Origin of the sequence: Aquimarina besae (assembly GCF_042434905.1) — a bacterium.
GTDB lineage: Bacteria > Bacteroidota > Bacteroidia > Flavobacteriales > Flavobacteriaceae > Aquimarina.
Genome location: NZ_CP170199.1, coordinates 3,937,371 through 3,949,104 on the forward strand (window position 1 = coordinate 3,937,371; position 11,734 = coordinate 3,949,104).

Genomic DNA, 11,734 nt, shown 5'->3' on the forward strand with positions numbered 1-11,734 from the left:
TTCCTAAATGTTAGTTTATATATTTTTGATACCAAGTAAAGAATTCGTCTTCTGAATTCTCATCCTCCATAGCAGGATTTTTTACTATTTCCAATGTGATTTTGGGAATATTTAAATTAAGGGTTTCCTTTTCTAATATTCTATCGAACAATTTGGAAAATCTTTTTGCAAAAGACTCTTTTCTTCATCCGATATTTGATTTCCTTTCAATATGAGCTTTTTTAGGGATTTTAAATTCTTTATTTGTTCATACACTGTTACCAATTTATTATTTGATAAATCCAAAAGAAGTAAATTTTCCAAGAAATTTATTGTATCTGGTATTTCTTCAATTGCGTTATCATTTAAATATAATTTTTTCAAGTTTCTTAAGTCTCCTATAGATTCAGGTAAGGAACTCATCTTATTATTTTCTAAAATAAGTACATTTAAGTTCTCTAAGTATCCAATATTTGTTGGCAGTGATGATAGTTGATTATTTTTCAAATTCAATTGTTTTAATTCCTTCAAATTCCCAAGAGTTTCAGGTAAGGATATCAATTGATTATCATTTGCTATTAATCTATTTAACTTTTCTAAGTTACCTATAAAGTCAGGTAAAGAAACAAATCTATTATGATTTAATTCTAAAGCATAAAGTTTTTTTAAGTTACCTATACTATTTGGAAGAGTACTCAATTCGTTATGCCCTAATTCAATCCAGTAAAGTGTAGTACATTCATATCCTATATTTTCAGCAATACTATCTATTTTATTAAAAGACAAATCTAAATTCACTAAAGCACTTAAATTAGAAATATTTTCTGTTACATTATTTATCTGATTATCAGCAAGTACAAGCATCTTTAGGTTAGAGAGATTGGTATTGAAATTGGGAAACTCGGAAAACTGATTTGCAGTCAGAAACAAAGATTCCAACTTCTTCAAGTTTGAAAAACCTGAAGCTAATTGGCTTATTTTATTATTTGTAAGATCTAAAAATGTTAGATTTTCTAATCGAATTATGGATTCAGGAATTTCAGATAAGTTTTTTTCTCGTATCTTTAGAAGATAGACTTTTTCCGGTTTTTTCAGAGCATCTTCAAAAGAATAGTATACAGTTTCTTTTTCTTCTTTAGTAGCTTTTATTGGTGTTGATTCTATTTCAACAAACTGTGCTTTTAAATCTAAATTTAAGGCCAGTGTACACAGTATAAAAGTTAATAAGGTAGTTTTATTCATATTTTAAAATTATTAAAGAACTTCTATCTTGACACAGCTTCTATTACTTTACCAAAAAGTATAATCAAAGATATAGTTATCAAACATATAAAGATTAAACTAATGAGTAATTTAATTATTGTCGTTTTACTACTTAAATTTTGTATTAACTTTAAGAAGAGATAACAAATTATACTAATTAAAAGAAGAGGTATACCTACGTAGTAGCCGTTTCTAAGAATATTATATACATCAAATACTTGAGCAAAAAAACCGAATAGAATGAATAATAAAGAAATACCTGCGAAGATTTTAAATAAAATTTCTAAAAACTGAATGATTTTAAAACGATTTAATCTCAATCTTAGTTAACTGTTTTAGGGAATGTGTTTATTATAACTTAAAAAATCAAGTGGATTTACATATGTAATATTACTCATATTCCGTTATAAAACCAATTGTATGTATTTCATATTTGAGAATAAGTACCTAGTGAGAACAGCTACCTTATTTACTTTCGCATAAAAATAATTCGCAAAAACTCTTCCAAGGCTGATATCTTATTATCAGAAAACTTTTTAAATACTCTCGATCATTTTGAAGCATTCTACAATTAAATATTGATCTTAGTAGCTCCGTTAGTGGCTAATTGGTCATTTTGTGTATATGCAATAATAGTTAATTCATCGCTTGCATTCACCCAATCTGGTATAGATAATTCAACCAAGCGGGTTTTTTGTTGTAGGATCAATCTATTTGCCACTATATTTGCATTTGTAAGTGTTCTGTTTCTATTTTCTCCACGACCAATTTCGGTAATTCGTTTTGCAACCACCAAGGCTATAGTGATCTGATTGAAATCTTCACCATTTACATCATACGCCAACACTATTTTGTTGTTGTCTTTTTTCAAATCACTGATTTTAATTGTATTGCTTTTTCCAGATTGAGTATATTTTTCAATGGCAGCGAATGCTTTGGCTCTGTTGGATCCAGTAAAATGTTCACTACCGTTGATCACCAACTGTGGCGTATAAATTGATCGACTATTAAATTGTCTTGCATATACTCTTTGATAATCACTAAAAGCCTCTGTACTAAAAGGATCTTTCCACCCTAATCGATTCCAATAATCTACGTGATAGGATAATACAAATACATTATTATTTTCATATGAATTTTTAATCTCTTCGAGTAACTCATCTGCCGGCGGACAACTGCTACATCCCTGAGAAGTAAACAATTCCATTACAACAACTGATTTATCATCTGATTGCGCTACAGCAAACGGAGAAAATGTGATCGTTAATAGTATCAAAAGGTTTCTTATCATCTCTTTTATTTTAGTACTTTTAGAATCTATAATTTAGACGATGATGATTACAAAACTTACACAGTTTATCTGTCTTTTGTTATTTTCTGGGGTCATATCGGCTCAAGATATCGCAGTATTACAATACAATGGTGGTGGTGATTGGTATAGCAATCCTACGGCTCTGCCTAACCTTATTACTTTCTGTAACCAAAACATCAGTACTGCCATAAGTCCTAAACCAAAAACTGTAAAACCAGAAAGTGTTGATATTTTTCAGTATCCCTACATTCATATGACCGGTCATGGAAATGTTTTTTTTACAGAACAAGATGCAGAAAACTTACGAAACTACCTGCTCAGTGGTGGTTTTTTACATATCGATGATAACTATGGGATGGCTCCTTATGTTAAAAAGGAACTAGTAAAGGTTTTTCCTGAAAAGGAATTGGTTGAGCTTCCGGCATCCCATCCTATTTTTTCAAATAAATATAAATTCCCACAGGGATTACCTAAGATACACGAGCATGATGGAAAACGACCACAAGCACTCGGAATTGTAAATGAAGGAAGATTGGTATTACTATTTACATTTGAAAGTGACTTGGGTGATGGATGGGAAAATCAAGAGGTCCATAATGATCCTGAAGAAGTTCGCCAAAAAGCTTTGAAAATGGGTGCTAATATTATTAAATACGCTTTTGAGAACTGACCAGATGGCGACACAGTTACAACACGAAACTACCTCGTTTATAAAAAAACAATTTTCTATCACATTAATCTGTGATCGCGTCAATGCTCCCGCAAATATTGGAAGCATTTTTAGGATTGCAGATAGTTTTGGTGTAGAACAAATTTATTTTTGTGGAGAAAATATAACCGTAGTGAGCAAAAGAATGCAACGAACTGCGAGAGCCACTCACGAAATCATACCGTATCAACAATCTGATGATATTATTCCTATCATAGATCAATTGCAGTCTGATGGATATCAAATCATTGCACTCGAAATCACAGAAAATAGCGTTCCTATTGGTACATATGAGTTTTTTGCTAATCATAAAATTGCCCTAGTCATTGGCGAAGAAAACTTGGGAATTTCTGAGAAAGTATTAACTAAAGCTACCAAAATTGTGCATATAGATATGTATGGTACAAACAGTAGTATGAATGTCGCAACAGCAACAGGGGTGGCACTTTATGAAATCACTAAGCAAGTAATAGCGGATGAAAAATAAAAATTTAACTTTGATTTCTTTGAAAAGATTTAGAAATGAACTCTAAAACCATCGCGTACGGTATTTTAAGGGCTATAGCTGTTATTGTTGGGATAGTAGCTCTCTTATGGTTTTTGTATAAGATACAATCCATATTACTCTATATTACCTTTGCTGCAGTAATTTCTCTAATGGGGCGACCATTGGTTTTGTTTTTAAAAAGAAGATTAAGATTTAATAACACTCTTGCTGTAGTATTTGCTTTATTTATCACGATTGGATTATTCTTAAGTCTATTCTTACTGTTCGTTCCAATTATTACAGAACAAGGTCAATTGATTGGTAATATTGATATTAATGAAGTTGGTGATGATCTGGATCGATTAAATCAGGAGATTAGTGATTATTTTAATGTTGAAAAACTAAATTTCGTAGAATTAATAAAACAAACGGATTTAAGAGAATTTCTGGATCTCAAAACCATTCCTAATGCCATTAACGCCTTCCTAAGTGGTTTTGGTGCGGTAATGGTTGGAGTATTTTCTGTTCTATTTATCTCTTTTTTTCTATTAAAAGATAGCAGACTATTGGTGAATAGCATGTTGGTGTTTGCTAAAAAAGAAGATGAAACAAGATTTATGAGAGCTTTCAATAAGATTAAAGATCTCTTATCCCGCTATTTCGTTGGATTATTGCTTCAGGTATTAATTTTATTTGTGCTTTATTCTATCCTCTTATTAATCTTTGGTGTTAATAATCCTATAGCAGTTGCTCTTATTGCAGCCATATTTAACTTAATTCCATATGTAGGGCCTTTATTTGGAGGTGCATTAGTATTGATTCTGGCAACCACAAGTAATCTAGGATATGATTTCCAATCGGTGATTTTACCCAAGCTCACTTATATTCTGATCGGTTATATCGTGATCCAGTTAATAGACAATTTTCTTAATCAACCTTTGATTTTCGGAAATAGTGTGAAATCCCATCCTCTAGAAATCTTTCTGGCAATTCTTATTTTTGGAGCATTATTTGGAATAGGAGGACTCATTGTTGCGGTACCATTTTATACGGCTATCAAAGTAATTGCAAAAGAATTCTTGTCTGAATATAAGATAGTGAAGCAATTGACAAAGGAATTGTAAAGATTGAATACTCAAATTTTACATACAGAAATACAGGATTATATTTTCAAAAAATCTGATGAAAATATCGATTTGACTAAATTGATTCTATCAGGAAGTCCTTTTGAAAACATAAGCGCTCAGGATCTTGCTCAACAAATTAGTGGTCGATTAAAAGCAAAAGGTAAGTTACCTACCTGGCATCATACGAAAGGAGTGTATTATCCACCTACTCTTAACCTAGAACAGACCTCTTCTGAAGCTACTGCACTTTATAAAAGTAAACTCATCTCTGGAGAAATATTGATAGATATTACGGGAGGTTTTGGAATTGACGATTATTACTTTTCTAAAAAAATGAATCGAGTTATTCATTGTGAGCTCAATGCTGAATTGAGTGAAATTGCTTCTCATAACTTTGAGGTGTTGGGGTTGAATAACGTTGAACCTAAATTGGGTGATGGACTCAAAATCTTAAAAAGTTTTAATCACCTAGATTGGATTTATATCGATCCATCCAGAAGAAACGATAGCAAAGGCAAAGTTTTTTTCTTGGAGGATTGTCTTCCGGACGTGCCGTCCAATATTAATTTTTTATTTTCTAAAAGCTCGAATATCTTGATTAAAACTTCACCCCTACTTGATATTCGCTCCGGATTAAAATCTTTACAATTTGTAAAGGAAATCCATGTAGTAGCCGTAGATAATGAAGTCAAGGAGTTATTATGGGTTTTAGAAAAAGACTTTGATAAGGATGTTAATGTAATAACCTTCAATATTACCAAGACAAAAAATCAAACATTTTCTTTTCACTTTGAAGAGGAGCATATGACTGAAGCAAAACTTTCTTTGCCTAAAAAATATCTGTACGAACCAAACGCTGCTATTATGAAAGCAGGAGGTTTTAATTGTATTGCTAAAAAGTATGACATAATAAAACTACATCAACATTCACATTTATATACCAGTGATCACTTGATTGAATTTCCTGGAAGAAGTTTCGAGATACAAAAAATGATACCATATCAAAAACATAATGTAAAGAAAGAAAATATCGTAAAGGCAAACATTACAACACGTAATTTTCCTGAAACGGTTTCAGAAATTCGTAAGAAATTTAAAATTAAAGATGGTGGTGAAATCTTTTTATTTTTTACGACAAATTGTAGAAATGAAAAAGTGGTTTTAGAATGTAAAAAAATCCGGGCCAACATTTAAAACTAATTTAAATGTGACCCGAATTCTCAAATTATATATTTATCCTAACTGGTAAATTCTTATTTAGAATCTGAAGATTTTTCAATCATAAAGAAATTTTTATCAGTGGACTTTACTTTATAATCTTTATTTTTTACTGAATATCTAAATTCTTCTCCTCTTACCATAATTACAAACCCGTCTTCCGTCGGCATCATTTTAAAATCCTTATCTGCCTCTTTTAAATACGATATTTGTATGGTGTTATCAAAAGAATTATCATATTGGTCATCAATCGTGATCACTTTGGTAATTCTTTCCTGCGCGTCTACTCTATCCTGATTCAATTTGTAACGATCCTCTTTTTCTAACTTAATTGGATCTAATTCTTTATTCCATATGGTAATTTCGTAAGGAATTGTTGTATTACCTTGCTCAATTTCATATGTTTTTACAGTTGTTTCTTTGGTGATTTCCATCGGATGCTCTTGCGCTACAGCAAAGGAAAAGGTAAATAAAATGGCTAAAATTGATATTTTTCTTAAATTTTTCATGTTTCTTTTTTTTGAAATTATTAATTACTAACTATTATTCTTATGGGTGGTGATTAACGACATTAAACGAGTCGTTAGTTAGCATTAATCTTTTCATTTCTTTTTCTCAACATTTCCAATTTTTTCTCTAGTGTTACGATAACATCATCGGCTTTTAAACTCATATCGCTTACTAAACCGTCAATTTCCTTTGAAAACTCCGCTTTTTGAGAATTAAATTTGGAAGTAATTTCATCCGAAATTTTACTTGCACGTTCGGCAAGATCGTCTGTCGTATCTTTTACTTTTACTTTTATTTTTTTTCTGGTGTTTTTTCCTGAATCGGGTGCAAACAAAAGTGCTGTTATTGCTCCTAAAGCTGCTCCTGTTGCTAATCCGATAATTGTACTGTTGTTACTTGACATAATTAAGTTTTAAATGTTAAAAATTAGTTTTAAGTGAATTTGATCGATCTGTGTCCATTTAAATAAACTGCATTATGTAATGCAAGTTGTTTATTATCCTTAAAAATGGTTTTCGAAAAAAGCTATTTAGTAATAGAACTTACTTTAGAAGTTTTTTAATTGTAATCTAAAAAACTGAAATACGGGATGGTATTTAATAACTTTTCAAAATTTCAAATTCTTTTTGTTAGGAGTTACTCCTAACAATCGTGATCATTAATTTTGTTTAATTAATCAACACCATTAATATAGGGCTGATAAGGATTTTGTCAAGTGCTTTAACGGGTTTTAACCTTTTACATACCGAATTAACATAAAAATATGTTAACAGGGAAAATTTCTGTTATTTATTTTAATACTTTTTCTTATAAGAATACTAAAAACCGATAGTTTACGGAGTAATTAGAAAATTAAATATGCTGATTTCTAACAAAAATTTGATTCTCAATTGCGTGGATAACGAGACCTGCAATATTCTTAGATCCTGTTTTTACCAGTAAATTATTGCGATGCCCCTCTACTGTTCTTGGACTAATGAATAATTGTTCTGCTATTTCAGTAGTCGTTTTTTGCTCACAAATTAATTTTAAGACCTCACGCTCACGTTTAGTCAAATATTCATCATCTCTGGATGGATTGTTCTTTTTTAATGAAGCTTCTTCCAAAATACTCATGACATTATCATCATAATAAAACCCTTTTATGGCCACGTGATTAATAGTGTTAATAACTTCTGATGGTGTAGCATTTTTAGCCAGATACGCAACAGCCCCTTGTTGCATCATATTGGTAATAAAAGGTTTACTGTAGTAACTTGTAAGGGCAATAATTTTTATATCCGGATACTGTTTCTTTACAATTTTAGTTGTTTCTACGCCATTAAGGTCCGGCATTTTAAGATCCATTAAAATAATCTCTGGTAAATCTCTGGTGAGTTCTAATTGCTTGATCAGGTCGTTACCATTCTCTGCCTGAATGTTTATTTCAATATTACTTTCTTTATCAAGAATAAATGTGATTCCTTGTCTAAATAATGTTTCGTCATCGGCTATGGCTAATTTTATGATGTCTTTTTTCATGGTTGAGGTTTTTTAGCGCTAATATTAAAAGTTGCTCCATTACCGATCTCACTGTGATATGAAAGCTTCCCACCGAGCATTTCTACTCTACTTTCAATATTTTTGAGTCCTATTCCCTTATTTTTGTTTACCGATGTTATATCAAATCCTTTTCCGTTATCAACATATTTAATTTCTAAGTATTCATGAGTATCATTTATCTTTAAAATAATATTTTCGGTTTTACCGTGTCTAATAGAATTATTCAATAATTCCTGAATTATCCTGAAGATATGCAATTCCTTTCTTTTAGGCAATAAATTATTATAATCAATGGTATACTCAATAATTACTTTCTTGCTACTTATAAACTCATCACAAAGCTCTTCTATCGCTGCACTTAACCCAAAATTCTCCAAAATTGGCGGTAATAAATTATGTGCTAACCTTCTAGAACTCTCTAATGTTTTTGTTGTTACCGACAGAATATTTTGCAAGGTTCGTTCCTGCTCTTCTTTATTTAATTTGCCATCGATCAAAACATTGGTACTAAGGCTTACTACATTTAATTTTGCACTAATCGCATCGTGTAAATCCTGGGCAATTCTTTTTCGTTCTTCTTCTTGGGTTTCAATGGTACTATGCAATAGGTCTTTTTGATGAGAAAGTTCCAGATTAGCTTTCTCCAACTCGGCGGCTATGATTTTCTTGCGAGAAAAGAAAAAGAAAAGCACTAAAGATACTGCCATAAGCAATAACACCATAATAGCGATTAGAATAATCACTATGATCTGTGAATCTTCTTGTAATAATTCTTTCTCCATTCTATAAAGATTAGGATTTGGAAGATGATAAATAAAAAAGCATTTATCTTTAAAAGCAAAAGATAAGTTTTTTGAGGTATATTAATATTAAAAATTAAATTTCCAGAAGCAAAAATTAAAGTGCTACAAATTAAATACAAAAATATTCCTATGTTAATCAATAAAAACTGAGGCTTTTTTTCTTTTAAACAATCATATAAATAAAACAAGGAATATATCATCAAAATTGTCTGAGTCAAGCTAATTCCAATCGGATTATAAACAAAAAATAAGTTTAGATCACTCAAATACTGATAACTTAAAAATGATAAAATTATAATTAAAATAGGGATTATAAATCTACGTTTTAACAAGACACTGTAAAAAACAGATAGAATTAGAAATTGTAATATCAAAAAAACGTTATTTAAATATAAATTATTTTCATGAAGAATACGACTTATCAAAGTCATACTAGTTTGAATTATACTAATAGTAACTAAAAAAATTGTGAAAATTGTAAAAGCCTTACTTTTAGGTAAGGCTTTTAAATATAAAACTGCATTTAATATTAAAAATATATTTCCAGTATAAATTAAGCTTTTTAAAAAAATCATCTATACTAGATTAAAGGACTATTAGGGTCGCATACTGGAGGACAAGGAGAAGTAACATCATATATTCCGCTATTAGGTCCATCTCCTAAACCAGCTGATTTTCCATCTATTTCTCCGTTGATGATATCTCTATATACGCCATCTACTTCTTGGGTACCCACAATCAATAGCCTTTCTTCTACAGGACCTCCATCTTCAGATCCAATAGCCATATAGGCTCTTACATCCAGATTGTTTTTAGAAGCCTTTTTCTGCGCTTTTTTGGCCGCTTTATCTCCAAGTATACCCATTTCATTTAAAACTTCAATTAAATCAACAGCAGGCACTAAAAATGCTTTACAATTGTTTGGGCATTGATCTCTCCAAGCTTTTGTCCAGTCTTGAGCTGTTTCTAACGATACTGTGTTTTCGTTGTTTGGATTCATTTTGTTTTGGTTTAAATTAGTAATATGATTTATTATATTAACAAAATATGGAGTATGGGTATGTAAATTATCTGATATCCTAGATACATAAATTATGATACACTAATCATATGTAAATAAGTATTTGCTAAATTTAAAATAAATAGTAGGTATCTCGTTAGGGAAATGTAAGAAAATTTGATTTCGAAAAAAGAGAAAACTTCCTTTTTACTGAAAATCAAACACATATATTTATCATATATTTCTGTTTTAATACAACAATAATATATCTGAATAACATCCATCCCCGACCCTTCCTTCGAAGGAAGGGAGTTAAAAAATTTTTCTTTTAACAATACTATAAATCATAAATACCTTTCATATTGTTATTTCAAAGAAAAAGACAAAACAAAAGACCTCAAAGGTTTTGAAAACCTGAGAGGTCTGGTAATTCATTATACTTACCTAGAGTCTATAAATGAAATTGGTTTACGACTCATTTCTGGAAATTTTTTAACTTTTAGCTCAGCTTTAGAGTTTAATATTAAATCAGGCACTACCCGAAGGTTTGCTCTAAGATGTTCCTTTAGTTCTTTTTGTTGTAATGAACTTAAAGAATCAGATACATGAATGAGGAGTTTATCCGTCCCCAATTCTCCCGTGACTACTTCAATCACATACATTCCTAATCCTTCAAAACTGGTTAACACTTCAATTACGCTTTGCGGATAGAGTGTGGTTCCTTTATACTTAATCATATGCTTCTTTCTGCCCAATACCGGACTTAATCGCATCGTTGTTCTGCCGCAACTACAAGCTTCTTTATGCGCTTGTACCATATCTCCTGTAGTATATCGTATTAAAGGCATTGCCTCTATACCCAATGTAGTTATGGCTAACTCTCCTACCTGACCTTCTTCTACAGGCTCTCCTTTTTCATCCAGAATCTCTGTGATGATTAACTCCGGACGATGATGCCCTCCCTGATGTGCTTCGCATTCTGTGAAGGCAGTGCTCATTTCTGTAGAAGCATAGGTAGAATATAGATCAATATCCCATTTTTCTTTGATCTTACTTCCTAAAGTGTTTAGGTTAAAATTCTGATCTCTTAATGGCTCGCCAATACATATGGCGGCTTTTACAGAAGAATTTCTATAATCAATTCCGTGTGCTTCTGCATAAGAAATAAGTTTTAATAAAAATGAAGGGACTACTACCAAATACGTCGATTGAAACCGCTCTATAGAATCCCATTGTAGTTCCGGTATTCCAGATCCTACTCTCACCATAGCCGCTCCCAATTTTCTAGTTCCTAAAAAGTATGCGAGACCTGCCATAAACCTGCGGTCTAAAGTAGTTGTCAACTGCACCACGTCAGTTTTGGTTACCCCGGCCGTTTGAAAAGAAATTGCTTCATTGTAAGACAATCTTTCTAAATCATTTTCTGTAAGCGCAAATGTAACAGGCTTGCCCAATGTTCCGGATGTAGTTACATAATCCACGATTTCTGATTTTGGAACACATAAAAAATCATCATTATAAGCCTGAAGATCATCTTTGGTTGTAATTGGAAGCTTTTTGAGGTCTTCTACTGTTTTTATATCCACTTCTGAAATACCCTGATTAGCGAACAGTCTTTTATAATAGGGTGAATTTTGCGATATAAAAGCAATTAACTCCTGTAGTTTTTTATTCTGAAGTTTTGTTATTTCTGATAATGTTAATTGCTCTATATCTTTTGTCATAATCTATTAGTTATTTCTATCAAGACCTCACAGGTCTACTCATTTTAAAATTTTCAAAAC

The 11,734-nt window shown here is 31.1% G+C and carries 12 protein-coding genes; 4 read left to right on the forward strand and 8 right to left on the reverse strand.

All coding sequences use genetic code 11. From position 1 onward, the window contains the following. Positions 1-132 precede the first annotated feature (132 nt). Together ACE94K_RS17475 and ACE94K_RS17480 are read right to left on the reverse strand one after the other, a co-directional pair. Positions 133-1,221, reverse strand: coding sequence for a leucine-rich repeat domain-containing protein (locus ACE94K_RS17475; protein ID WP_378175315.1), 1,089 nt, complete (start codon positions 1,219-1,221; stop codon positions 133-135). Between the two features lie 592 nt (positions 1,222-1,813). After that, on the reverse strand, positions 1,814-2,533 hold the full coding sequence (locus tag ACE94K_RS17480; protein ID WP_378175319.1) for a DUF1223 domain-containing protein: 720 nt from the start codon (positions 2,531-2,533) through the stop codon (positions 1,814-1,816). 43 nt (positions 2,534-2,576) lie between these two features. On the opposite strand from ACE94K_RS17480, the gene ACE94K_RS17485 reads away from it, so the two are divergent. Genes ACE94K_RS17485 through ACE94K_RS17500 form a run of 4 tightly spaced genes read left to right on the forward strand, consistent with a single transcriptional unit; the run spans position 2,577 to position 6,071 of the window. Beyond that, positions 2,577-3,224: a DUF4159 domain-containing protein gene (locus tag ACE94K_RS17485; RefSeq protein WP_378184306.1), complete on the forward strand. Its 648-nt coding sequence runs from the start codon at positions 2,577-2,579 to the stop codon at positions 3,222-3,224. 4 nt (positions 3,225-3,228) lie between these two features. Next, on the forward strand, positions 3,229-3,750 hold the full coding sequence (locus ACE94K_RS17490) for a TrmH family RNA methyltransferase (protein WP_378175322.1): 522 nt from the start codon (positions 3,229-3,231) through the stop codon (positions 3,748-3,750). A 35-nt stretch (positions 3,751-3,785) separates the two neighbouring features. After that, the gene (locus tag ACE94K_RS17495; RefSeq protein WP_378175325.1) at positions 3,786-4,874 is read left to right on the forward strand and encodes an AI-2E family transporter; all 1,089 of its coding nucleotides are present in this window, start codon (positions 3,786-3,788) and stop codon (positions 4,872-4,874) included. A gap of 3 nt (positions 4,875-4,877) precedes the next feature. Beyond that, positions 4,878-6,071: a class I SAM-dependent methyltransferase gene (locus ACE94K_RS17500; RefSeq protein WP_378175328.1), complete on the forward strand. Its 1,194-nt coding sequence runs from the start codon at positions 4,878-4,880 to the stop codon at positions 6,069-6,071. 59 nt (positions 6,072-6,130) lie between these two features. Here ACE94K_RS17500 and ACE94K_RS17505 read toward each other — a convergent pair whose 3' ends face one another. From ACE94K_RS17505 to ACE94K_RS17530, 6 genes are all read right to left on the reverse strand, one after another. Next, positions 6,131-6,604, reverse strand: a complete 474-nt coding sequence (locus tag ACE94K_RS17505) for a hypothetical protein (protein ID WP_378175331.1) — start codon at positions 6,602-6,604, stop codon at positions 6,131-6,133. A gap of 74 nt (positions 6,605-6,678) precedes the next feature. Next, the gene (locus tag ACE94K_RS17510; RefSeq protein WP_378175333.1) at positions 6,679-7,008 is read right to left on the reverse strand and encodes a YtxH domain-containing protein; all 330 of its coding nucleotides are present in this window, start codon (positions 7,006-7,008) and stop codon (positions 6,679-6,681) included. A 449-nt stretch (positions 7,009-7,457) separates the two neighbouring features. Beyond that, positions 7,458-8,126 (reverse strand): response regulator, encoded by a 669-nt coding sequence (locus ACE94K_RS17515; RefSeq protein ID WP_378175335.1) that lies wholly within the window; start codon positions 8,124-8,126, stop codon positions 7,458-7,460. Continuing rightward, complete coding sequence (locus tag ACE94K_RS17520) at positions 8,123-8,929, reverse strand: sensor histidine kinase (protein WP_378175338.1); 807 nt, start codon at positions 8,927-8,929, stop codon at positions 8,123-8,125. Before ACE94K_RS17520 ends, ACE94K_RS17515 begins: the two co-directional genes overlap by 4 nt. A 601-nt stretch (positions 8,930-9,530) precedes the next feature. Continuing rightward, on the reverse strand, positions 9,531-9,950 hold the full coding sequence (locus ACE94K_RS17525; RefSeq protein ID WP_378175341.1) for a hypothetical protein: 420 nt from the start codon (positions 9,948-9,950) through the stop codon (positions 9,531-9,533). 440 nt (positions 9,951-10,390) lie between these two features. Then, positions 10,391-11,674: a phenylacetate--CoA ligase family protein gene (locus ACE94K_RS17530; protein WP_378175344.1), complete on the reverse strand. Its 1,284-nt coding sequence runs from the start codon at positions 11,672-11,674 to the stop codon at positions 10,391-10,393. Between the last annotated feature and the right edge of the window lie 60 nt (positions 11,675-11,734).

Excerpts from the sequence above, each read along its gene's own strand:
- ACE94K_RS17475 (WP_378175315.1), bottom strand. The coding sequence starts at position 1,221 with ATGAATAAAACTACCTTATTAACTTTTATACTGTGTACACTGGCCTTA.
- ACE94K_RS17480 (WP_378175319.1), bottom strand. The coding sequence starts at position 2,533 with ATGATAAGAAACCTTTTGATACTATTAACGATCACATTTTCTCCGTTT.
- ACE94K_RS17485 (WP_378184306.1), top strand. The coding sequence starts at position 2,577 with ATGATTACAAAACTTACACAGTTTATCTGTCTTTTGTTATTTTCTGGG.
- ACE94K_RS17490 (WP_378175322.1), top strand. The coding sequence starts at position 3,229 with ATGGCGACACAGTTACAACACGAAACTACCTCGTTTATAAAAAAACAA.
- ACE94K_RS17495 (WP_378175325.1), top strand. The coding sequence starts at position 3,786 with ATGAACTCTAAAACCATCGCGTACGGTATTTTAAGGGCTATAGCTGTT.
- ACE94K_RS17505 (WP_378175331.1), bottom strand. The coding sequence starts at position 6,604 with ATGAAAAATTTAAGAAAAATATCAATTTTAGCCATTTTATTTACCTTT.
- ACE94K_RS17510 (WP_378175333.1), bottom strand. The coding sequence starts at position 7,008 with ATGTCAAGTAACAACAGTACAATTATCGGATTAGCAACAGGAGCAGCT.
- ACE94K_RS17515 (WP_378175335.1), bottom strand. The coding sequence starts at position 8,126 with ATGAAAAAAGACATCATAAAATTAGCCATAGCCGATGACGAAACATTA.
- ACE94K_RS17520 (WP_378175338.1), bottom strand. The coding sequence starts at position 8,929 with ATGGAGAAAGAATTATTACAAGAAGATTCACAGATCATAGTGATTATT.
- ACE94K_RS17525 (WP_378175341.1), bottom strand. The coding sequence starts at position 9,950 with ATGAATCCAAACAACGAAAACACAGTATCGTTAGAAACAGCTCAAGAC.
- ACE94K_RS17530 (WP_378175344.1), bottom strand. The coding sequence starts at position 11,674 with ATGACAAAAGATATAGAGCAATTAACATTATCAGAAATAACAAAACTT.